The 21,374-nt window shown below is 70.2% G+C and carries 19 protein-coding genes; 17 read left to right on the top strand and 2 right to left on the bottom strand.

All coding sequences use genetic code 11. From position 1 onward, the window contains the following. From U1F38_RS09265 to U1F38_RS09195, 15 genes are all read left to right on the top strand, one after another. Positions 1 to 346 (top strand): phosphomethylpyrimidine synthase ThiC (locus tag U1F38_RS09265; RefSeq protein WP_409986764.1); only part of this gene is annotated, 346 nt, incomplete at its 5' end. Between the two features lie 62 nt (positions 347 to 408). After that, the gene (locus U1F38_RS09260; RefSeq protein ID WP_409986763.1) at positions 409 to 1,716 is read left to right on the top strand and encodes an FAD-dependent oxidoreductase; all 1,308 of its coding nucleotides are present in this window, start codon (positions 409 to 411) and stop codon (positions 1,714 to 1,716) included. Then, a complete protein-coding gene (thiS, locus tag U1F38_RS09255) occupies positions 1,713 to 1,940 on the top strand; it encodes a sulfur carrier protein ThiS (RefSeq protein WP_409986762.1) in 228 nt (75 codons plus the stop codon). Before U1F38_RS09260 ends, thiS begins: the two co-directional genes overlap by 4 nt. A 7-nt stretch (positions 1,941 to 1,947) precedes the next feature. Beyond that, positions 1,948 to 3,378: an arginine-ornithine antiporter gene (gene arcD, locus U1F38_RS09250; protein WP_409986761.1), complete on the top strand. Its 1,431-nt coding sequence runs from the start codon at positions 1,948 to 1,950 to the stop codon at positions 3,376 to 3,378. 17 nt (positions 3,379 to 3,395) lie between these two features. Then, positions 3,396 to 4,208 carry a thiazole synthase gene (locus tag U1F38_RS09245; RefSeq protein ID WP_409986760.1) on the top strand — a complete coding sequence of 271 codons (813 nt, stop codon included), beginning with the start codon at positions 3,396 to 3,398 and terminating at the stop codon, positions 4,206 to 4,208. A gap of 13 nt (positions 4,209 to 4,221) precedes the next feature. Beyond that, on the top strand, positions 4,222 to 5,877 hold the full coding sequence (gene thiD, locus U1F38_RS09240) for a bifunctional hydroxymethylpyrimidine kinase/phosphomethylpyrimidine kinase (protein WP_409986759.1): 1,656 nt from the start codon (positions 4,222 to 4,224) through the stop codon (positions 5,875 to 5,877). A 42-nt stretch (positions 5,878 to 5,919) separates the two neighbouring features. Further along, a complete protein-coding gene (gene thiD, locus U1F38_RS09235) occupies positions 5,920 to 6,759 on the top strand; it encodes a bifunctional hydroxymethylpyrimidine kinase/phosphomethylpyrimidine kinase (RefSeq protein ID WP_409986758.1) in 840 nt (279 codons plus the stop codon). Positions 6,760 to 6,995: 236 nt separating this feature from the next. Next, positions 6,996 to 7,880 (top strand): helix-turn-helix domain-containing protein, encoded by an 885-nt coding sequence (locus U1F38_RS09230; RefSeq protein WP_409986757.1) that lies wholly within the window; start codon positions 6,996 to 6,998, stop codon positions 7,878 to 7,880. Positions 7,881 to 7,972: 92 nt separating this feature from the next. Continuing rightward, positions 7,973 to 10,306: a hypothetical protein gene (locus tag U1F38_RS09225; RefSeq protein WP_409986756.1), complete on the top strand. Its 2,334-nt coding sequence runs from the start codon at positions 7,973 to 7,975 to the stop codon at positions 10,304 to 10,306. A 45-nt stretch (positions 10,307 to 10,351) separates the two neighbouring features. Next, positions 10,352 to 10,723, top strand: a complete 372-nt coding sequence (locus tag U1F38_RS09220; RefSeq protein ID WP_409986755.1) for a hypothetical protein — start codon at positions 10,352 to 10,354, stop codon at positions 10,721 to 10,723. Beyond that, entirely contained in the window at positions 10,707 to 10,958 is a 252-nt protein-coding gene (locus tag U1F38_RS09215; RefSeq protein WP_409986754.1) for a hypothetical protein, read from the top strand. The genes U1F38_RS09220 and U1F38_RS09215 overlap by 17 nt, the downstream gene beginning before the upstream one ends. An 11-nt stretch (positions 10,959 to 10,969) precedes the next feature. After that, positions 10,970 to 11,467, top strand: coding sequence for a hypothetical protein (locus U1F38_RS09210; RefSeq protein ID WP_409986753.1), 498 nt, complete (start codon positions 10,970 to 10,972; stop codon positions 11,465 to 11,467). 68 nt (positions 11,468 to 11,535) lie between these two features. Beyond that, the gene (locus tag U1F38_RS09205; RefSeq protein ID WP_409986752.1) at positions 11,536 to 12,840 is read left to right on the top strand and encodes a hypothetical protein; all 1,305 of its coding nucleotides are present in this window, start codon (positions 11,536 to 11,538) and stop codon (positions 12,838 to 12,840) included. A 76-nt stretch (positions 12,841 to 12,916) separates the two neighbouring features. Beyond that, the gene (locus tag U1F38_RS09200; protein ID WP_409986751.1) at positions 12,917 to 13,837 is read left to right on the top strand and encodes a hypothetical protein; all 921 of its coding nucleotides are present in this window, start codon (positions 12,917 to 12,919) and stop codon (positions 13,835 to 13,837) included. Positions 13,838 to 13,853: 16 nt separating this feature from the next. Then, positions 13,854 to 14,174: a hypothetical protein gene (locus U1F38_RS09195; RefSeq protein ID WP_409986750.1), complete on the top strand. Its 321-nt coding sequence runs from the start codon at positions 13,854 to 13,856 to the stop codon at positions 14,172 to 14,174. Between the two features lie 48 nt (positions 14,175 to 14,222). Here the strand turns inward: U1F38_RS09195 and U1F38_RS09190 are convergent, their stop codons facing one another. After that, positions 14,223 to 17,474, bottom strand: a complete 3,252-nt coding sequence (locus tag U1F38_RS09190; protein ID WP_409986749.1) for a protease pro-enzyme activation domain-containing protein — start codon at positions 17,472 to 17,474, stop codon at positions 14,223 to 14,225. A gap of 262 nt (positions 17,475 to 17,736) precedes the next feature. On the opposite strand from U1F38_RS09190, the gene U1F38_RS09185 reads away from it, so the two are divergent. Next, on the top strand, positions 17,737 to 18,771 hold the full coding sequence (locus tag U1F38_RS09185) for a histone deacetylase family protein (RefSeq protein ID WP_409986748.1): 1,035 nt from the start codon (positions 17,737 to 17,739) through the stop codon (positions 18,769 to 18,771). Beyond that, positions 18,768 to 19,898: an NAD(P)/FAD-dependent oxidoreductase gene (locus U1F38_RS09180; RefSeq protein WP_409986747.1), complete on the top strand. Its 1,131-nt coding sequence runs from the start codon at positions 18,768 to 18,770 to the stop codon at positions 19,896 to 19,898. Before U1F38_RS09185 ends, U1F38_RS09180 begins: the two co-directional genes overlap by 4 nt. Before the next feature lie 16 nt (positions 19,899 to 19,914). On the opposite strand, the gene U1F38_RS09175 is transcribed toward U1F38_RS09180, so the two are convergent. Then, entirely contained in the window at positions 19,915 to 21,273 is a 1,359-nt protein-coding gene (locus U1F38_RS09175; RefSeq protein ID WP_409986746.1) for a D-serine ammonia-lyase, read from the bottom strand. Between the last annotated feature and the right edge of the window lie 101 nt (positions 21,274 to 21,374).

The raw sequence follows: 21,374 nt of genomic DNA, 5'->3' as shown, positions 1-21,374 counted from the left end.
GGCCGACGTCGCCAAGGGGCACCCGGCCGCGCGGGCGCGCGACGACGCCATCAGCCACGCGCGCTTCGAGTTTCGCTGGGAAGACCAGTTCAACCTGGGACTGGACCCGGACACCGCGCGCGATTTTCATGACGAAACCCTGCCCAAGGACAGCAGCAAGACGGCGCACTTTTGCAGCATGTGCGGGCCCAAGTTCTGCTCGATGAAGATCACGCAGGAGGTGCGTGACTTTGCGGCGGCCAAGGGGCTGAACGAGGCCGAGGCGCTGCAGGCCGGCATGGACGAGAAGTCGGCGGAATTCGCCAAGCAGGGCGGCGAGTTCTACATTCCCATTGCCAAGATTTAAAGCCAGATTGCCGTCTGGCGACCGGTGGATGGGCGCCAGCAGCTATCAATTCAATAGTTTTCATGACCAACTCGATGCACATCGGCATTGCCGGCGCCGGCCTGCTGGGGCGCCTGCTGGCCTGGCGGCTGGCGCGCGCCGGGCATGCGGTGCAGGTGTTTGACGCGGCGGCCGGGCCCGAGCCGGTGTTTCGCAGCCAAGCGCCCGAGCAGGGATATGTGCCGACGGCGGCCGGCTTCACGGCGGCGGGCATGCTCAGCCCGATGGCCGAGCTGGACAACGCCGAGCCCGGCGTGGCGGCGCTGGGCTGGCGCTCGATTGCGCTGTGGCGGCGGATCGTGGCCGCGCTGCCCACGCCGCAACCTCTGCTGTCGGTGCAGGGCAGCTTGTTATTGGCGCATCGCGGTGATGCGGGGGCGGCGCAGCGCGTGCTCGATCGCTTGCACGCGGCCACGATGGCGCCCGCGTGGCAGCGCGCCAGTCCGCCCGAACTGGTGCAGGCGCTGGACCTAGCGGCCTTGCGCGCGCTGGAACCGTCGATCGCCGGCCCGGCGCAGGCCTGGCTGCTGCCGGGCGAGGGCTTCATCGACACGGTGGCCGCCATGCACGCCTTGCACGCCGACGCAGCGCAGGCGCAGTGGCACTGGGGTCAGCCGGTGCTGGCGGTGGACGCGGGCGCGGGCGGCGGCACGCTGCGCCTGGCGGGTGGGCGGGTGCTGGCCTTCGATGCGGTGATTGATGTGCGCGGTGTGGGTGCCCGGGGGCTTGCTCCTTCGCCCCTTTTGGGAGAGGGCGGGGGTGAGGGGCCGGCGGTGGTGACTGAGCGCGCGCCGCCGGCCCCCACCCCAACCCTCCCCCAGCGGGGGAGGGAGCACCCTCACCCCAACCCTCTCCCGCGAGCGGGAGAGGGGGCAGACCGGCGCGATGCGGGCGCCATGGGCGTGCGCGGCGTGCGCGGCGAGGTGATCACGCTGGACTGCCCCGGCCATGGTCTGACTCGGCCGGTGCGGCTGCTGCACCCGCGCCACCGCGTCTATATCGTGCCGCGCTCGGCGCGTCAGTTGATCGTGGGCGCCAGCGAAATTGAAAGCGAGGACCGCTCGCCCGTCAGCCTGCGCACGGCCGTCGAGCTGATGGCGGCGGCGCACAGCGTGCTGCCCGCCCTGGCCGAGGCGCGCATCGAGCGCCTGGACGTGAACCTGCGCCCCGCGCTGCCGGACAACAACCCGCGCATCGATCATGCCGGCCGCAAGCTGGCCATCAATGGCCTGTTTCGCCACGGCTGGCTGCTGGCGCCGGCGCTGGTGGAACAGGCCTTGCAGCAAACCGGTTGGGCGCTGCCGATGACCGCACAAACGGAGCTTGCATGAGCGACCTGGACTCGACCCCAACCGTGGCCATCCAGGTCGATGGCGCCGCGCGCCAGGTGGCTGCGGGCACCACGCTGGCGCAACTGGTCGATGCGCTGGGCCATGCGCCGCAGGCGGTCAGCACGGCCGTCAACGCGCAGTTCGTGGCGCGGGCGGCGCGGCACAATCGCGTGCTTCAGGCCGGCGATCAGGTGCTGCTGTTTCAGCCCATCGTCGGCGGCTAGGCGGTCGATGGACAGCAATCGAAAAAAACTCGGGGTGGGCGCGCTCACCGCGCTGGTGGTGGGCTCGATGGTGGGCGGGGGCATCTTCTCGATCCCGCAGAACACGGCGGCCAGCGCGGGCGTGGGCGCCACGGCGCTGGCCTGGGGCATCACCGGCGTGGGCATGCTGGCGCTGGCTTTCGTGTTCGTCAACCTGGCGCTGCGCCAGCCGAAGCTGGATTCGGGCATCTACGCCTATGCGCGTGCCAGCTTCGGGCCGTTTACCGGCTTCAGCTCGGCCTGGGGCTACTGGTTCATGGCGGTGCTGGGCAACGTGGGCTACTACGTGCTGCTGTTCAGTACCCTGGGCCACTACTGGCCGGTGTTCGGCGACGGCAACACCAAAGTCGCGGTGGCCTGCGCCTCGGTCATGCTGTGGGGCACGCACGCGCTGGTGCTGCGCGGTGTGCGCGAGGCGGCGCTGATCAACCAGGTGACCACGGCCGCCAAGCTGGTGCCGCTCTTGCTGTTCGTCGTGCTGGTGGCGCTGGCCTTTCAGCCCGGCGTGTTCCAGGCCGACGTGTGGGGCCGTGCCAACCCCCGGCTGGGCAGTGTGCTGGAGCAGGTGCGCGGCATGATGCTGGTCACCGTGTGGGTGTTCATCGGCGTGGAGGGGGCCAGCGTGTATTCGGCCTACGCCGCGCGGCGCGTGGACGTGGGGCGCGCCACGCTGGCGGGCTTTTTGTTTGTGCTGGCGCTGCTGGTGGCCGTCAGCCTGCTGTCGATGGGGGTGATGGCGCAGCCCGAGTTGGCCGCGCTGAAGAATCCGTCGATGGCCTACGTGCTGGAGCGCGCCGTGGGCCCGTGGGGCGCCGTGCTGATCAGCGTGGGTTTGTTCATCTCGTTGTCGGGGGCGCTGCTGTCGTGGCTGATGCTGTCGGCCGAGACGCTGTATTCGGCCGCGCGCGACGGCGCGGCTCCCGCCTGGCTGGCGCGCGAGAACGCCCGTGGCGCGCCCGCGGCGTCGCTGTGGCTGACCAGCGCCTCGGTGCAGCTTTTTCTGCTGGTGACCCTGGTCAGCGAATCGACCTACCTGTCGCTGGTCAACCTGGGCACGGCCATGATCTTGCTGCCCTACACCGGCGCCGCCGGCCACGCGCTGAATGTGGCGCTGCGCGGCGAGAGTTACCACGTGGGCGAGGGCCAACGCCGGCGGCGCGACGCGGCGGTGTCGGCGCTGGCGCTGCTGTACGCGCTGTGGCTGGTGTATGCCGGCGGCATCAAGTATTTGCTGCTGGGCTGCCTGCTGTACGCGCCGGGCGCGCTGCTGTATGCCTGGGCGCGGCGCGAGCACGGACGAGCGGTGTTTTCGCGGCGCGAATGGGCGGGCTTTGGATTGCTGGTGCTGGCGGCCCTGGTGGCTGCCGTGGGGCTGCGCCAGGGATGGCTCACGTTGTGATGCAAGGGATCGATTCGATGACGACAGACAAACCGGGTGATGACCATTGGCATGTGGGCGAGGTGCGGCTGGCCAGTCGCTTCCTGCTCGGCACGGCCGGCTACCCCTCGCCGCAGGTGCTGGGCGATGCCATTGCCGCGTCGGGCACGCAGATCGTCACCGTGGGTCTCAAGCGCCAGTTGGCGGCGGGCGGCGACAACGGCTTCATCGACATCATCCGCGCTGCCATGCGCCGGCAGGGCGCGCGCCTGCTGCCCAACACCGCCGGCTGCACCACGGCGCGCGAGGCGGTGCAGCTGGCCCACATGGCGCGCGAGCTGTACGACACGCCCTGGGTCAAGCTGGAGGTGGTGGGCGATGACTACACGCTGCAGCCGGATCCGGTCGAGTTGGTCGAGGCCGCGCGGCAACTGGCGCGCGATGGCTTCACGGTGTTTCCGTACTGCACCGACGATCTGGTCACCTGCAAGCGCCTGCTGGACGCGGGCTGCCCGCTGCTCATGCCTTGGGGTGCGCCCATTGGCTCGGGCCAGGGCCTCATCAACCCCTTTGCGCTGCGCCTGCTGCGCGAGCGCCTGCCGGGGGTGGTGCTGATCGTGGACGCCGGCATCGGCGCGCCCAGCCACGCGGCGCAGGCGCTGGAGCTGGGCTTTGATGCCGTGCTGCTCAACAGCGCCGTCAGCCAGTCGAGCGACCCGGTGCGCATGGCGGGCGCCTTTCGCCAAGCCATCGAGGCGGGGCGGGCGGCGTATCGCGCCGGCGTGATGGCGCGCCAGGACTTTGCCGTCGCCACCACGCCGGTGACGGGCAATCCGCTGCTGATCGGATAGGGCTGTGACGCCCGTGCAGCAAGCGCAAGGCGCTTCGGATATCGGAGCAAGGCCGCCCATCGTCTGGAGCATTGCCGGCAACGACAGCGGCGGTGGCGCGGGCCTGAGTGCCGATGCGCGCGCCGCCCAGGCCTTTGGCGTGCACCTGTGCCCGGTGGTGGCGGCCATCACGGCGCAGAACTCGGTGGGCGTGATGCGCGTTGTGCCCGTTGATCCGGATGTGCTGGATGCGCAGTTGGCCGCGCTGGCGGGCGACATGCCGCCGGCGGCCGTCAAGACGGGCCTGCTGGGCAGCGCTGACAACGTGGCCGTGGTGGCGCGCTGGATCGACCGGCTGCGCGCGCGCGGCCCGGTGGCACTGGTGATCGACCCGGTGCTGGGCGCGACGACGGGTGCCGCGTTTGCCGACGACGCCGTGCTGCGCGCCTACCGCGAGCTGCTGCTGCCGCGCGCCACGCTGGTCACGCCCAACGAGCGGGAGGCGTGGCGGCTGGTGGGTGACGTGGGGGGCACGGCGGATCAAGTACCAACCGAGGCAACCATCCCTGCACTCGCGCAAGCCATGCGCGCGAGAGGCGCCCAAACCGTCGCCATCACCGGCGGCGACAGCGCGCACGCGCTGGGCCTGGCGCTCGACTGGATCGACACGCCGCACGCCCGCGGCTGGCTGGCACTGCCGCGCATCGACACGGCCCACACCCACGGCACCGGCTGCACCTTCGCCACCAGCGCGGCTTGCGCGCTGGCGCTGGGCTTTGTCGCGGCCGACGCGCTGGTGCTGGCCAAGATGGCAACCGCGCACGCCATCGACTGCGGCCATGCGGCCGGGCAGGGCGCGGGGCCGGTGGCCGCAGCTGCCGGATTTGGCGCATTGCCCGCACGGCTGCCGCTCATGAGCTGGAGCGAAGACTTTGATTTTGATAGCTGGCTGCGCTTTATTGACGGGGGGGATAGGCCAGTTTCATCAAAATCGGAGGACATCGGCCTGTACGCCATCGTGGACACGGCCGAGCGCGTGCGCCAGGTCGTGCAAGCGGGCGTGCGGGTGGTGCAGCTGCGCATCAAGACCCCCGACGCGCCCGACGCGGCCTGGCATGCCGCGTTGCACGAGTCCATCGCGCAATCGCTGCTGGCGTGCCGCGCCGCTGGCGCGACCCTGGTCGTCAACGACCACTGGCGCCTGGCGGTCGAGCTGGCCGGAGAGAAGGATCGCCGCCATTTGGCCGTGCACCTGGGCCAGGAAGACCTGCTGGCCCTGGGCGACGCGGGCCGCGCCGCGCTGGCGGCCAGCGGGCTGCGCCTGGGCATCAGCAGCCACAGCCTGTGGGAGCTGTGCCGCGCGCGCACGCTGGCGCCGGGGTACGTGGCCTGCGGCCCGGTGTGGCCCACGCTGACCAAGGCCATGCCCTGGCAGCCGCAAGGCCTGGACAACCTGGCCTGGTGGGTGCGCATGGCCGGCGTGCCGGTGGTGGCCATCGGCGGCATCCTGGAACACGCGCAGGCCGGGCAGGCGGCGCAAACCGGCGCGGCCGGGGTGTGCGTGGTGCGCGGGCTGGGGGATGACCTTGCAAGCAGCGTGCCTGCGTGGCAAGCGGCCATTGCCAGCGGGCGCGGGCAAGAGCGCTTGCCGACGCCGGCCCTGCCTCACCCATCGCTCCTGAACCAATAGCTGGCCGCGCACAGCGGGCGCGCGCCAACACCGAGTTTGACCATGACGCACATGACCCAGCAATACATTCGCGTGCTCACCATCGCCGGCAGCGACTCGGGCGGCGGCGCCGGCATTCAGGCCGACCTGAAGACCTTTGCCGCGCTGGGTTGCTACGGCATGAGCGCCATCACCGCGCTGACGGCGCAAAACACACAGGGCGTGACGGCCATCCACGCCGCGCCGGCCGACTTTCTGGTGGCGCAAATCGACGCGGTGATGGGCGACATCGGCGCGCACGCGGTCAAGGTCGGCATGCTGCACGCCCCCGAGATCGTGCGCACCGTGGCCGCCGCCATCGACCGCCACGGCATGGCGCCCGTGGTGCTCGACCCGGTGATGGTCTCGGCCACCGGCGCACCGCTGATCGAGCCGGCCGCGGTGCAGGCCATCGTGCGCGAGCTGTTTCCACGTGCGGCGATCATCACCCCCAACCTGGATGAAGCCGCGCTGCTGCTGGGCCGGCCCATCACCGCTGTTGCGGACCTGGAAAGCGCGGCGCAAGCGCTGATCGGCCAGGGCGCGCACGCCGTGCTGCTCAAGGGCGGCCACCTGCCGGGCGACGCGGTGCATGACGTGCTGGCCATTGCCGGCCAGGCGCCGCTGCGCATGGTGGATGCGCGCATCGCCACGCGCAACCTGCACGGCGCGGGCTGCACGCTGTCGTCGGCCGTGGCGGCCCACCTGGCGTTGGGCCTGGCGCTGCCCGATGCCGTGCGCGCGGCGCGGCAGTATGTGCGCGCGGCGCTGCTCGCAGGCGCGCCGGTGCGAACCGGCCACGGCGTGGGGCCGCTCGATCACGGCTTTGCGCCGTGTCCCATGGTGCTGCGCGAGCACGGTTGAGCGCCCTGCAGGCCGGCGCAATCCGGTGCCGATATTGATGCCGAAAGATGTAACTTGATACCGATTTATTGCGTGACATACGCCTGAAGGAATACACAAACCGACATCCGGCGTCTTACCATCGCATCGTCGGTTTCGCCAGCGCGGCGGGCTGGCCAAGCACCTGCGAGGGGCGGCACCCAACGCAGGCGGCCCAGCGCATGACGGGTCCGACGGCCAAGAGAAGGAAGCCGGACATGGCCCCGCAAACCCTTGCATGCCCGAGCCCCGTCGGGCCCGCGCCGCAGCCGGCGCGCGCAGTCTGGATCGACCTGCGCTGCCAACCCGATGCGCGCAGTCTGTGGCTGGACGCCGCGTCGCAGGGTGACTGGGTGCGCCTCACCCGGTTGGCGGACTTGGGCGGCGCCGTCGCGCGCCAGCGGGCGCAGTTTGCCTGTATCGAATTCGACTACCCGGACCGCACCCGGCTGGCCGCCGTGCCGCTGCTGCGGCGCGAGTTTCCGGCGCTGCCGCTGTTGATGTTCACCGAATACCACACGGAGGCGCTGGCGATCTGGGCGTTTCGCTGCCGGGTGTGGGACTACCGCGTCAAGCCCGTCAGCGCCGACACGCTGGCGCGGCTGATCCAGGCCGCGGGCGCCTTTGTCCGCCGCGTGACGCTGGACGGAGGCTGGCTTGCTCCGGCGCTGCCACCCGGCCTGCTGGCGCCGGCTGGGCACCTGCGCCGGCCTTTGACGGCGCCGCCGCGCACCGCGGCGGCGGTGGCCTGGGTCGGCGAGCACTATGCCGAGCCGTCCCCGGTCAAGGCCGTCGCCGAGCTGTGCCACCTGTCCGAGTCCGAGTTCAGCCGCGCCTTCCATCGCGAGCAGGGCGTGTCGTATCGGCGCTTCCTGCTGCATTACCGCATCGACCGGGCGCGCGAGTTCCTGGCCGAGCCGCGGGCGTCGGTGTCGCAAGTCGCGTATGAGGTGGGCTTCAACGACCTGTCTTACTTCGGGCGCGTGTTTCGACGCCTCGTGGGCGTGCCCGCCTCGCATTTCCGGCAACGCCTGCAGGTGCAGGCTGTCGCGGCGCTGTCGGCCCACGCAGAATCGTTCCAGTCAAGCGCAGATCAGGGCTAACGCCACCCGCCGTCGCCGCGGCAAGCTGGCGGCTCCGTTCACATGCGCGTCCCGCCGGCTCATCGATGGGACGCGTGCCCGAGGAGCGCAGCATGACCAAGATCGTCGGCGAACTGGATCTGAGCCAGATCCCGGATGCGGAGTACAAGCCCGAACTGGAACTGCGCGTGGCCGTCGTGCGCGAGGACAGCGTCCTCGGATCGGTCGTGCTCAAGCCGGCCGGTGCCAAGCAGCGGCGCCTGCCTTTCGAGGTGGAGTTCACGCCGCCGCTGCTGCCCGGCGCGCGCCGGCCGTGTCCGGTGGTGGTGCTGGCCGGTCCCAACTTGGCCGATCGCGAATTCCTGGCGCTGGACACCGTGCGCCACGTGGTGGACCTGGGCGCGGCGCCCGAGCGCGCCGCCGCACGGGCCGCGGCTGCGACGGCGGCACAACTGAAGATCGGCGCGGTCGCGGTCGACGCCTCCATCTACCGCTGCTGGTTGCTCTGCTGTCGCACCTACACCATCAACGGCCGCATCGTCTGCCGCCACTGGCAATACGACCCGCGGCGCCATCGCTGGAGCTTTTGCGACGAGCCCGTGCCCGGCGCCATGGTCGAGGCCTGGGACGTCGATCGCTTCTGGTGGTGGTTCTGGCGCGACGAAGTCGCCAGCGCCGTGACCGACGTCAACGGCAATTTCCACATGACCTTCCGCTGGTGCTGCCTGCGCTGGCGGCCGTGGCTGCGGCCCAACCCGGCGATCGATCCCGAGGTCTTGGCGCGCATTCAGCAGGTGCTGGCCGCGGCGCAACTGCCCTTGCCCTCGATCCCGCCCGGTCCGGACCCGGACCCGATGGTGTTCCAGCGCCTGCTGGGTGGCGCTGCCAGCCTGCCCGGGCCGGTGCTCGCCGCGGCGGGCTTGCCCGCGGTCCAGCAGCCAGCCGCCGCGTTGTCGGCGCAAGGCCTGCGCGCGCTGCTGCCGGCCTCGCCCGAACTGGCGGCGCTGCGCGTGTGGCCATGGTGGGAGTGGGACGACTGCGCACCGGACGTGGTGTTTCGCGCCACGCAGCGCTGCGATGGCCGCGTCAGCGTGATCTACGAGGAGTCCAACGCGCAGACGCGCTGGGACATTCCGACCACGCTGAACGTGACGCTGATCGCCAACGACCAGGCCTGCTGCCTGCCGAGCTGCCGCGACCCCGAATGCCCCGAATGCCTGACGCTCACGTGGGTCGGCTGCACGCCGGTTGACTTGATCAGCACCAACGCGGGCCCGCCCGACCTGCGCGGCTACGCCCGCGTGGCACTCGCCGATGCCGACCCCTGGAAGGACAACCCGTTCTTTGGTTCGCTGCAAATTCGCGGCGGCGTGGGCTGGGACGTGGACTACTTCAAGGTGCAGATCTCCCGGGACGGCGCGCCCTGGGTCGATCTGCCGGTGCCCGCGTTTGCCGGCTACGCGCGCCGCTACTGGACGGGCGGCGGCTTCTCGCCCTACATCGACTTCACGCCCAAGAACAACAGCGGCCAGACGGTCATCATGACCCGTCACCACTACGAGCAGCTCAACCCCGGGCTGCCGCAGTTTGGCGGGCAGGTGCTGTGGGACGACTACGACACCCTGTTCTACTTCGACAGCACGCAGCCGGGCCTGACGCCGGACGGCCTGTACGAGTTGCGCTTTGTGGGCTGGGCGGCCGACGCCGCCGACAAGCTGATCGCCAGCAGCGAGCGCATCCTGCCCACCTGCGGCCAGGACACGGCCGAGCGCGTGGACCTGCGCATCGACAACCAGGCGCGCGTGCACCCGGCGCCGTCGCTGGGGGGGCCGTGCAAGATCCCGCACGGGCTGGAATGCAACCCCGTCACGCTGTCCTGCGGCCTGATCCACCAGTACACGGTCGAGCCCGACTGCTACATCCGCGAGATCTGGAAAAACGAAGGCCAACCCGGCCAGAGCTGCGTCGCGGCCTGCGACATCGTGCGCCTGGAGCCCACCGACACGCTGACCATTCATTTCAGCGTGACCTGCCCGGCCACCGTGCAGGACGGCCACCTGGGAGGCTACTGGCTGCGCGCCGAGTACGGCGCCAGCCAGGCCTTCTACATCGTCGAGGCCGGCGGCGGCGTGGGCACGCTGGCGGGCGACCCGACGTCTGAGTTCGGCCCCGGCTACAGCCAGGCGCTGGCGCAGGGCGCGCCGCGCCCGCAGTGGTATGGCGGCGACTTCAAGGTCACGCTGCACGGATCGGACTTTCCGGGGTGCTGTGCCTACCTGCTGCGCCTGTGGGCCTGGAAGCGCACCACCAACGGCTGCTCCGATCCGACGGTGACGCACGTCAACCAGTTCGAGCTGAGCTTTACCGTGCTGCGCCCCGAAATGTGCCCGGATCTGTGCCCGCCGCCGCGCGATCCATCCGGGGCTGCTGGAGACAACGCGCCATGACGGCCAGAGCAAGCCGACGGCAACTCCCCGCGATGGACGACGGTCGTGACCCTGCTCGATTCCTGGCTGACGTTCGCGCTGGCTGCGCTCGCGACCTGGCGGGTCACGCACCTGCTGGCCGAGGAAGATGGCCCGGGCGCGCTGGTGCTGCGGCTGCGCATGCGGCTGGGGGCCGGCGGCCTGGGCGCCCTGATGGACTGCTTTCAGTGCCTGTCGCTGTGGGTGGCCATGCCGTTTGCCTTGGCCCTCGCGCACTCGGTGGCTGGTTGGGTCCTGGCCTGGCTGGCGCTGTCGGGCGCGGCCTGCCTGCTCGAGCGCATCGGCGCGGGGCGCCCGCCGTGGCCCGGCGATCCCCTGAACTTTCCGGAGAACAACCATGAGCTGTTGCGGACAAGGACGGATGGCCCTGAAAGCTAGTCAAGCGGCAACCTCGACCGCGCCGGCACGGACCTGGCCCGGTGTGCAGGCGCGGACGATCGCGCCGCCCCGCGCGGGCGTCCCGCTGCGCTACCTGGGCGCCGCACCCATCGTGGTGCGTGGCCCCGTCACCGGCATGGCCTATTCGTTTGCCGGCGGCCGCAACATCCAGCCCGTGGACGCGCGCGACCTGCCGGGTTTGTTGAAAAAAGGAATCTTCCGCGGTGGCGGTTGAAGGAGAAAGTCATGAGCACGAAACTGGACGACCCCAAGAAATTGGCCGAACTCAAGAAGCAGCTCGAGGCGCTGGCGGGGCATGAGATCGATGCCAGCCCGCAGCAGATCATCAAGTTCCGCTATCCGGTCAGCTCAAGCACCTCCGCCGACGGCAGCACGACCTGGCGCAGCATCTTCCTCCCGGGCAAGAGCTGTAGCGACGCGAACCTGCTGGACGTGGACGGTGCCGGTTGGACGGGCGCCAATGGCCAGCAGACCTTTTTGCTCAGCGACGTCCTGTGCTGGTCGAGCTTCGTGTTTGCCTACCCGGCCAACGTCGTGGCCACCGCGCGCGGCGCCAGCCCGTTCTTCCTGACCACCGACTACCACACGGTCGGCCCCGCGCCCGGCACCTTGAACACGGACCTGCAGATCACCGTGTACGCGTGGCAGCCGGGCGGCGCCCCGGCGCCGGGCGTCTCGTACGACTGGCGTTGCCGCGTGGTTTCGGTGCCCATCATTTTCTGAAGCGCACACCCGCAGCGCGCCGCTCGTTCGCAACGCGTGTCCTTTCATCGCATGACCGGAGCAACACCATGGCCACCTCGACCAACGACAAACCCTCCACCGTGGCCTGCTGCCCGGACCTGGCGCCAGACGATGTCTGCGATGAACTGGACTTTTTCTACCGCCTGACTTCGTGGACGACGGTGGCCGGGCGGCCCGGCACCGTCGCGCCGGCACCCATCCCGGTCGAGGTCAAGCTGCACTTTCACCTGAAGCGCTGCCGCGGGCCGCTGGCGCTGGGCGACCTGCTCTACACCACCACCTTGCTTCCGGGCGAGAAGGTGCGCCTGTTCACCTCGGACCGCCGCAGCAAGTTCACCTTCGACACCGAGAGCAAGTTCGGCTATCGCAATTCGCAGTCGTCGGAAGAGTCCTTCTTCATGCAGCAGATGAGCGACTCGCTGTTCGACGTCAACTCGCGCGACACCGCGCACTCCAGCAACCAGTCGCACTCGCACGTGGACGGCAAGGCCGACGCCGGGGTCAACATCTTCGGCCTGGGCGGCTCGGCCAGCATGAGCGGCAACTTCGACGCCAACTCGGTGTCGGACTTTCTGGGCGAGCACAGCGCGCACGCGCAATCGTCGTCCAAGGCTGCCGAAATGGGCGTGCGCAAGGCCTCCAGCGTGTCGATCGGCGAGGCGCAAAGCCGCACCCACACCGAAAGCGAATCGCAGGACCATTACGAATCGGCCTCGCGCGAGTTCCAGAACGGCAACGACTGCCACGCCCTCACGTTCTACTTCTACCAGATCAACAAGACGCAGACCATCAGCTACACGCTCGAATCGGTGGACCTGCGCGCCATGATGGACACCGACCCGGCCAGCGACTTCACGCGCGTCGCGGCCACCCCGCTGGACCCCAGCACCGGCGTGGGCGTGCTGTCCAACAACGTCCTGTCGACCGACGCCAATCGCCGCGCGAGCTACCTGGAAGCGGCCACCCAAGTCGAAGGCAGCGACCGATTGGCCGCCGGCGCGGCGCTGCGCCAGCAAATCCCGGTGCTGGCGATCGCCACGCGGGCGCAGGCGATCAAGCAGGTGCGGGACAGCCTGGTCAATGCGGGGCTGCTGGACAAGAGCGGCACGGTGTCGGCTGATGCGCAGAAGCGCTACTCCTTCACGCGCCAGTCCTCGCTGCCCACGCCCGGCGTGCTGGTCAAGGGCTGCCTGGACGAGTGCAACGTGTGCGAGTCCACGCGCCTGCAGTTGATCGAGCTCGACATCGAGCGCAAGCAACTGGAGAACGCCTTGCTGCAAAAGCAGATCGCGCTGCTGGAGCAATCGCAGGAATACCGCTGCTGTCCGCCGGCGCCGGTGATCGAGTCCTGAGCCGCCGGGCTGCGCGGCGTCGCCGACACAAGCGGCGTGCGGGTCGGGTGCCAAACAATGCAACGGAGGATAAGCCATGTTGAGAATCGAGATCGACGTCTTCTCCGGCCGGCCCAATCCGGTCTGGATGCTCACCGACGAGGCCGAGACGAAGCGGCTCATCGGAGCGATCGCCGAGGCCAAGGGTGCACTGGCCAAGCCGGGCACGGGTTTCACGGGGCTTGGCTTGCGTGAGGTGCGCGTCAGCTTCATGGCCGACGACCCGGTGCGTCCGCGGGGCGTGCCGCAGTCGTTCGCGCTTGCGTCCACCGCCAGCGCGGACCTGAAGGCCTCGGGCGTCCTTGCCCGGGGCCTGATTGAAACGATGCCGGTGTCCCCGCGCATTCACCAGGTGGAGCACGCGATCACGCCGCTGTCGCGCGAACTGCGTGACCACATGCTGGAGTGGCTGGAGCGCCATCTCGGCGATCTGCCGCATCCGCGCCCACCCCAGCCGACGCCACGCCCCAGCTCGCTGCGCACCACGATCCACGACGAAAAATGCGAGCGCTGCCAGTACGAGGTCAGCAAGTTCAACCCGGCCTTCTGGAACCGCCCGGCCGTGCAGCCCTACAACAACTGCTACAACTACGCGCGCAACTGGCGCACCGACACCTTCGCGCAGCCGGGCCGGGCGCACGGCGCCATGACCCACACCATGGCTTGCCCCAACGTCACCACGGCCGCGATGGCCGACGGCCTGGTCAAGCGCTGCCAGTGCCTGCCGCCCTCGGAGTACCCGCGCCGGCTGATGGCGCTGGTGATCGCCCCCGGCTGGGACTACCATTGGTACCGGCATCAGCGCGGCGGCTTCTGGGGTCACAAGCCGGGCAGCACCGCCGCGCGCAACGTGGACAACAGCAACGTGCTGATCGTGAACCCCGAGACCTGCAACCGCGGCCCCTATACCGAGTTTTGCGGCTACTTCTACGCGGGCCGCTCGGTGGTGATCAACTGAAGGCGGATGACGCACGATGCGGGTCGAGCTTGATGTGTTCAGCGGTCGGCCCAATCCGTGCTGGGAACTCGACGAGTCCCAGGGCGACGAGTTGCTGCAACTCCAGGGCCAGCTTGAGCTGAGCCGAAGCGGGGGCGCCGAGCCGCCTGCGCTGGGCTACCGCGGGTTCGTGTACTCGGATGCGAGCGGGCCGGTGCGCGCATACCGCGGTTGCGTCAAGACCCTGCACGCGCTGTATGCCGATCCCTCGCGGCGCGTCGAGCGCTACCTGCTCGAGCAGATGCCGGCGCCATACGCCACGCTGCGCGCACAAGTCGCGTCCGAGCTTGACGCTTGAGGACGGCCGCGCGCTTGAGGCTGCATCCGGGCGCATCAACGGCCGGCATCAGCCGGCCATGGCCACCCGGGTCCTGGCCTGCAGCGCGCGCACGCGCGCCAGCGCGGGCCGGTTGGCGACGGCGCTGCGGTACATCCGCGCCAGGTCGGCCTTGAGCGCGGTGCGCGAGCCGCCATCCAGGTAGATCATGTGGCCCGAGGGGTAGAAGGTCGCATTGAGGTTGTTGCGGATGGCCTGGCTCTGAAGCGGCATCTTCTGCAGGTCCATGATGGTCTGGTAGAAGGGCGTGACGAAGTCGTAGTAGCCGTTGGCCGACAGCACCTTGAGGTCGGGGTTGAGCGACATCACCGCCGCCAGGTCGCCGGCCGTGCACAGGATGACGTTGCCCCGGGCGTCCACGCCCTTTTGCGCGCCCGTGGGGTCGATGTGGCCGAAGTCCCAGTTCTGGAAAGCCTGGTCGTTCAGGTCGGTGAAGGACGAGTTGCAGGTGAACTTCAGCTCGTCGTTCAGGTAGTGGTTCCACATGGCCGTGTACACGCCGGACACCGCTGTCATGGTGGGGTCGTTGCCGCCCGAGTTGGGGTCGATGTTGCCGGCGATGCCGGTGTTTATGGCCGTCACGCGGCCGTCATAGGCACCCACGGCCAGCCCCTGGTCCTTCAGCAGCGTGATCAGGAACAGCGAATGGCCGCGGTTGTCGTAAGCCGCGATGTCCATGCTCCAGCTGCTGAGCGTCTGCGTGTCGATGCCGGTGTATTGCGCCATCTGCTTGAGCGCGGCCGCCACCGCCGCATTGCCGGGGGCGGGGAATTTGCGCAGCGCCTGCGCGTACCCGGTGCGGGCGAACTGGGCCACCTGATCGGCAAAGGCATTCAGGTTGGTGGGCGCCGGCTTGAGGCCCAGGCGGTGGTGATACCAGGCGTCGGCCGCGGCGGTGGGCAGCGCGCCCATGGGGTTGCCGGCCTGGGTGTAGTCGAGGATGGACGATTGCAGCGTCACGCCGTTCAGGTCCACGCCGTCCTCATGCAGCCGATAGGCCAGCACGCAGCTGCGCGCCGTGCCGTAGGACTCGCCGAACAGGAACTTGGGCGAGTTCCAGCGGTCATTGGCCGTCAGGTAGCGCTTGATGAATTGCTTGATCGAATCGGCGTCCTGGTCCACGCCCCAGAACTCGCGGTTGTGCCGCGGCGCCACGGCGGCCGAATAGCCGGTGCCCACCGGGTTGATGAACACCAGGTCGCTTTCATCGAGCAGGCTGTCGGGGTTGTCCTCCATGGCGTAGGGCGCGGGCGGCGTGAAGCCGGGCATCGAGGTCTTGATGCGCCGCGGCGCGAACGAACCCAGCAGCACGAACACCGACGAAGAACCCGGCCCGCCGTTGTAGAAGAAGGTGAGCGGGCGCGTTTCGGGCTTGACCCCGGGGCGCGTGAAGGCCACGTAGAAGAACTTGGCGCTGGGCTGCGAGCTGCTTGGGTCCACCGCGACCAGGTGCCCGGCGGTCGCCACGTAGGCGATGGTCTGGCCGCCGATGCGCACGCTGTGGTGGGTGATGGCCGCGTTCTCGCTGGCGTCGCTCACGGCGTCGTCGGGGCCGTTGCCGTAGGCGGTGGGGTCGAACAGCGGCTGGTCTTTGGAGCCGGACGGTGCGGCGGTCGTGCCCATGTTGTTCTCCTTCTTCGATGGTTGAGCGGGTGCGGTGCTGGCGCCAGGCTGCGACGCGCCCAGCGCGGCCGCCACCTGCATGCCGCGCGGCGAGCCCAGGCCGGTGCAGGCATCCCAGCCGGCGGCGGCGGCGTAGCTGCCGTTGCCGCCTTGCGTGATGTCGTTGAAGGCCTGCGCATGCGCATACAGCGTCGCGTTGACGAAGCCCGCCGGCTGGCCGCGCGCCGCATTGATGCGCGCGATGAGCGCTGCCCACAGGGGCGCCACGGCGCTGGTGCCGCCGATGGGCATGTCGGTGCCGCCGATGCGCACCACGTAGCCGGTGCTCGGGTCGGCGTTGGCGGCCACGTCGGGCACGCCACGGCGCGCCAGCGCCTGGGTCTTGCCGCCGCCGTGGGCCACCAGGCCGCGCTGCCAGGGCGGCAGCGGCACGCTGGCGCTGATGCCGCCGCCGGTGGCGCCGGCGCTCGCATCGTTCCACACCGTTTCGCGGGCGATGCGCCCGGCGGTGGCGAGCAGCCGCGTGCCGCCGCAGCCCAGCGCGTGCGCGCTGGAGGCCGGGAAGTCCACATGGCTCGCGCCATCGCCCATGCCGTCGCCGGAGCCGCTGTCGCCCGCCGCGGCGCAGACCGTGACACCCAGGGCCACGGCGGTTTGCAGCGCATCGTCCAGCGCGCCGAGGGCTTGCGCCGACCAGCGGGCCTCGGGCGCGCCCCAGCTGATCGACAGCACCGAGGGTTGGTGCGTCTTGTCGTGCAGGGCCTGGCTGATGGCATCGGCAAAGCCGGCCTCGGAGTTGGGCGCGAAGTACACGGCCAGCGTGGCGGCTGGCGCCAGGGCGCCGGCAATCTCGATGTCCAGCGTCACTTCGCCGTCGGGGCCGTTGGGGTCGCCGCCCGCGTCGGGCTGGGCGCCATCGACCGACACGGCCACCACCTGCGGCGCCGGCACCCCCAGTTGCCTGAAATACGCGGAGAGGTCGGACGCGAGGTAGCCGCCACCCAGCTCGATCAATCCGATGCACTGCCCCTTGCCGTCGCCGGGCGGAAAACCGTAGAGCTGCGCCACCTGCAGGGGCGTGAAGCTTTGCCCTCCGGCGCGTGCGGGCCTGAAGGCCGGGCTCAGCGGAGGGCCCAGGCGAAAGTGCGGAGCCGCCTTGGCCTGGTCGTCCAGACCCAGCACCGCCGTGACCACGCCCTGCAGCGCGTCCGGCAGCCGCACCGCGCCGGCATGCTGGCGAAAGTGCCGCAGCACCGCGCCGTCCCGCTGCTCGAAGTGCTGCAACTGCACGCCGAAGGCGGCGTTGAACTGCGCCACCGTGCCCGACAGCACCACGCGTCGTGAGCGCGGGTCCTGGTGCACGACGCGCAGGCCGTGCGCGCGGGCGAATTCGAGCACCTGCTGCACATCCTGCGCCGCGGTGCCGTGGCGTTGCTCGTACTCGTCGCGCGAGACGGGGCGGGCGTCGGGGTCGCCCGCCTCCAGTCGGCTCACCAGGCTGCGAAAGCCCGCTTCATCGGCGCGGCGCAGCATCAGCACGACCTCGAAGCGCTCCGCCGGGTCGCAAGCGCCCAGCGCGCGCGCATGGATGGCGGTGGCGGGCGTGGCGCCTTTTGCCGCAGGATGTTGTCGCACCATGGGGCGTTCCTTTCTCGCGTGCCTTGGCGCGTGCTCCGGCTGCGCCACGGCTCACAGTGGCCCCAAGGCGGTGCGCTGTCAACGCGCGAATCACAAAATCTGTATCCGCCGGTGTGCGCCCGTGCGGCCTTGCAATCGGCCGGCGGCGCAAGCCGCGGTGTCGACCCCTATCATGGCGCTTGAAAGGCCTCGCGTCGGGCTTCGGCTGGGAGGTCGCCCTCCTTGCCCGCCGCGCACGCAAACCGGGTTCATCGTTGTCACCATGATCAGCTTTACCACCGCCGAGCAGGCGCTGCACGCGCCGGAGCACGAATTCTTTCGCGGCCAGCGCGTGCCCTGCTTCGAGAACCCCACGCGCGCGCGCTTTGTCGAAGACGCCTTGCGTGCCCACGGCCACGCGCTGCGCCCGCCCACGGCGGACAGCGCGCCGCTGCTGGGTGAGGTGCACGCGCCGCGCTACCTCGACTTTCTGCGCACGGCCTGGGACCAATGGCTGGCGCTGGACGCCGCCAACGCCCAGGTGCAACCCTTTCCCAGCGTGTGGCCGGTGCGCACGCTGCGCAGCGATGTGGAGCCGGCCAACTTCGTCGCGCGCCTGGGGCTTTATTCGATGGACAACGGCAGTCCCATGGCGGCCGGCACCTGGGCGGCGGCCAAGGCCGCAGCCGACGCCGCCGCGAGCGCCGCGCACGCGCTGCGGGGCGGCGAGCGCGCGGTGTTCTGCGCCACGCGCCCGCCCGGCCACCACGCGGGGCCCGACTTCATGGGCGGCTATTGCTTCATCAACAACGCCGCCGTCTGCGCGCAGGGCTTGCGCGCGGGCGGCGCGGCGCGCGTGGCGGTGCTGGACGTGGACTATCACCACGGCAACGGCACGCAGGCCATTTTTTACGAGCGCGCCGACGTGCTGTTCGTCAGCATCCATGGCGATCCGCGCACCGAATACCCGTTTTACCTGGGCCATGCGGACGAGACCGGCGCCGGGGCGGGGCAGGGCTTCAACCTGAACCTGCCGCTGCCGGCGCGCGCCAGCGTGGCCGCGTGGTTCGACGCGCTGGAGCAGGCCTGCGCGCGCATCGGGCAGCATGGAGCGGATGCGCTGGTGGTGTCGCTGGGGCTGGACACCTTTGCGGGCGATCCCATCAGCACCTTTGCGCTGCAGGCCGGCGACTTCACGCGGCTGGGCCAGCGCCTGGCGCGGGTCGGCCTGCCCACCGCGTTCATACTGGAGGGCGGCTACGCGGCGGCCGAGCTGGGCGAGAACGCGGCGCGCGTCATCGAAGGGTTCGAAGCATGAGCGTGGAGAAAGTCGATACCGTGGTCATCGGCGCCGGCGTCGTTGGCCTGGCGGTGGCGCGCGCGCTGGCGCTGGCGGGGCGCGAGGTGCTGGTGCTGGAGGCTGCCGAGACCTTCGGCACGCAGACCAGCGCGCGCAACAGCGAGGTCATCCACGCCGGCATCTATTACCCGGCAGGATCGCTGAAGGCGCGCCTGTGCGTGCCGGGGCGCGACCTGCTGTACGCCTACTGCGCCGAGCGCGGCATTGCGCACCGGCGCTGCGGCAAGCTGATCGTGGCGGCCAACGCCGCGCAGGTGGCCGAGTTGCGCGCGATCGAGGCGCGCGCCCGCGCCAACGGTGTGGCCGACCTGCAATGGCTCTCGCGCGGCGCGGCACTGGCGCTGGAGCCGCAGCTCGACTGCCAGGCCGCCTTGCGCTCGCCCTCGACCGGCATCATCGACAGCCACGCCCTGATGCTCTCGCTGCTGGGCGACGTGGAGAACGCCGGCGGCGTGCTGGCCACGCATTCCACGGCAAAGCAGCTTGCAGCGCTTGCTGGACAAGCGCAAGAAGCTATTGAAATAATAGTATCTGACGGTCTGCGCCTGCACGCGCGCCAGGTCGTCAACGCCGCCGGCCTGGGTGCCATCGCGCTGGCGCACGCCACGCAGGGCCTGGCGCCCGCGCTGCGGCCGCCCCTGCCCACGCGCTGGGCCAAGGGCAATTACTTCACGCTGGGTGGCCGCGCGCCTTTCAAGCACCTGATCTACCCCGTGGTCGAGCGTGACTCGCCCAGCCTGGGCGTGCACCTCACGCTCGACCTGGGCGGGCAGGCCAAATTTGGCCCCGATGTGCAGTGGGTCGATTCGCCCGACGACATGCAGGTCGATCCCGCGCGCGCCGACGTGTTTTATGCCGAGGTGCGCCGCTACTGGCCCGGTCTGCCCGCTGGCGCGCTGCAACCGGGCTACGCCGGCATGCGTCCCAAGATCACCGGCCCGGGCGAGCCGGCGGCGGACTTCGTGATCCAGGGGCCGCGCGCACACGGCGTGGCGGGCCTGGTCAACCTGCTGGGCATCGAGTCGCCGGGGTTGACCAGTTGCCTGGCGATCGGCCAGGCGGTGGTGGCCGAGCTGGCGCGCTGAAAGCCGCCCCGATTCGTCAGCCGCCGCCCCGCAGCGCCGTGCCCCGGTCGATGTAGCCGGCCATCTCATCGGCCGGCACCATGCTGCCGCCGGTGGCCCAGACGATGTGGGTGGCGCGCGCCATGCGCTCGTCGGTCAGGCCCAGGCCTTGGCGGTACGCCGCGTCGGCCAGCACGCGCGCCGGGCCGGGGAATCCCGCCGCAGCCGAGGGCTCGACCTCGATCGCCTCGCTGTCGTGCAGCATCGACAGGCCGCGAAACAGCTGGTCGTCATCCACCGTCAAGCAGCCGTCGATCAGGTGCTGCATGCGCCGGCCGACAAAGCCCGATGCACGCCCCACGGCCAGGCCGTCGGCGGCGGTGCGGTTGTCGATGCCGAAGTCCTGCACGCTGACTTCGTCGTGGCGTCCGGTGGCCAGTCCCAGCAGCATGCAGGGCGCGTGCGTGGGCTCGGCAAACCAGCAGTGCACGGCGTCGCCAAACACCGTCTTCAGGCCAAAGGCCACGCCGCCCGGCCCGCCGCCCACGCCGCAGGGCAGGTACACGAACAGCGGGTGCCAGGCGTCCACGCGCACGTCCAGCGCCTGCAGCTGCCCCGCCAGGCGGCGCGCGGCCACCGCGTAGCCCAGAAACAGGCTCGTCGAGTTTTCGTCGTCGACAAAGTGACTCATCGGATCACCCGCAGCCTCGGCGCGCCCCTGGGCGACGGCTGCCGAATAGTCGCTGACGTGCTCGACCACCCGCACGCCGTGGCTGCGCAGGCGCTCTTTTTTCCACGGGCGGGCGTCGCTGGACATGTGCACGCTGACCTGAAAGCCCAGCTGCGCGCCCATGATGCCGATCGACAGCCCCAGGTTGCCGGTCGAGCCGACGGCGATCGTGTGCCGCCCGAAAAACGCGCGCAGGCGCGGCGTGGCGAACTGGCGGTAGTCCTCGTTCGGGTCGATCAGGCCGGCGGCCAAGGCCAGTGCCTCGGCGTGCTGCAAGACCTCGTAAATGCCGCCGCGCGCCTTGATCGAGCCGCTGATCGGCAGCGCGCTGTCCTGCTTGACCCACAGCTGCCCCGGGATTTCGACGCCGCACGCCTGCGCCAGCAGCCCCTGCATGGCGGGCACGGCCACCAGGGGCGACTCGATGATGCCGCCGCTGGCCCGCGTGGCCGCGAACACCTGCGCCAGGTAGGGGGCGAAGCGGCGCAGGCGGTCGGCCGCATCGTCGATGTCGGCCACCGAGAGCCCGACCCCGGACAGGGCCTGGGCCGCGGGTTGAAGGGCGGGGTTGGACCAGCCCACTTCCTTCAGCGCCTGCAGCTCGCGCAAGAGCGGCAACTGGCGCTGCCAGGCGCTCAGGCTTTGGCCGGCGATCAGGCGGGTCATGGTCGTGGGGATGGGGGAGGGCGTGAAAGCCCCCGATTGTGAACGGGCGCCGGCACGGGCGCGCAACCGGGGTCAATGCGCAGTCGTTGATCGAAGTCAGA

It is taken from the genome of Ottowia sp., assembly GCF_046348305.1.
Taxonomy (GTDB): Bacteria; Pseudomonadota; Gammaproteobacteria; order Burkholderiales; family Burkholderiaceae_C; genus Ottowia.
Note: the sequence above shows the minus strand (reverse complement) of the source record. Positions and strands in the feature narration are given on the sequence as shown.

Excerpts from the sequence above, each read along its gene's own strand:
- U1F38_RS09215 (WP_409986754.1), top strand. The coding sequence starts at position 10,707 with ATGGCCCTGAAAGCTAGTCAAGCGGCAACCTCGACCGCGCCGGCACGG.
- U1F38_RS09190 (WP_409986749.1), bottom strand. The coding sequence starts at position 17,474 with ATGGTGCGACAACATCCTGCGGCAAAAGGCGCCACGCCCGCCACCGCC.
- U1F38_RS09185 (WP_409986748.1), top strand. The coding sequence starts at position 17,737 with ATGATCAGCTTTACCACCGCCGAGCAGGCGCTGCACGCGCCGGAGCAC.
- U1F38_RS09200 (WP_409986751.1), top strand. The coding sequence starts at position 12,917 with ATGTTGAGAATCGAGATCGACGTCTTCTCCGGCCGGCCCAATCCGGTC.
- U1F38_RS09230 (WP_409986757.1), top strand. The coding sequence starts at position 6,996 with ATGGCCCCGCAAACCCTTGCATGCCCGAGCCCCGTCGGGCCCGCGCCG.
- U1F38_RS09195 (WP_409986750.1), top strand. The coding sequence starts at position 13,854 with ATGCGGGTCGAGCTTGATGTGTTCAGCGGTCGGCCCAATCCGTGCTGG.
- U1F38_RS09180 (WP_409986747.1), top strand. The coding sequence starts at position 18,768 with ATGAGCGTGGAGAAAGTCGATACCGTGGTCATCGGCGCCGGCGTCGTT.
- U1F38_RS09205 (WP_409986752.1), top strand. The coding sequence starts at position 11,536 with ATGGCCACCTCGACCAACGACAAACCCTCCACCGTGGCCTGCTGCCCG.
- U1F38_RS09225 (WP_409986756.1), top strand. The coding sequence starts at position 7,973 with ATGACCAAGATCGTCGGCGAACTGGATCTGAGCCAGATCCCGGATGCG.
- U1F38_RS09175 (WP_409986746.1), bottom strand. The coding sequence starts at position 21,273 with ATGACCCGCCTGATCGCCGGCCAAAGCCTGAGCGCCTGGCAGCGCCAG.
- U1F38_RS09260 (WP_409986763.1), top strand. The coding sequence starts at position 409 with ATGACCAACTCGATGCACATCGGCATTGCCGGCGCCGGCCTGCTGGGG.
- thiS (WP_409986762.1), top strand. The coding sequence starts at position 1,713 with ATGAGCGACCTGGACTCGACCCCAACCGTGGCCATCCAGGTCGATGGC.
- U1F38_RS09245 (WP_409986760.1), top strand. The coding sequence starts at position 3,396 with ATGACGACAGACAAACCGGGTGATGACCATTGGCATGTGGGCGAGGTG.
- U1F38_RS09210 (WP_409986753.1), top strand. The coding sequence starts at position 10,970 with ATGAGCACGAAACTGGACGACCCCAAGAAATTGGCCGAACTCAAGAAG.
- thiD (WP_409986758.1), top strand. The coding sequence starts at position 5,920 with ATGACGCACATGACCCAGCAATACATTCGCGTGCTCACCATCGCCGGC.
- arcD (WP_409986761.1), top strand. The coding sequence starts at position 1,948 with ATGGACAGCAATCGAAAAAAACTCGGGGTGGGCGCGCTCACCGCGCTG.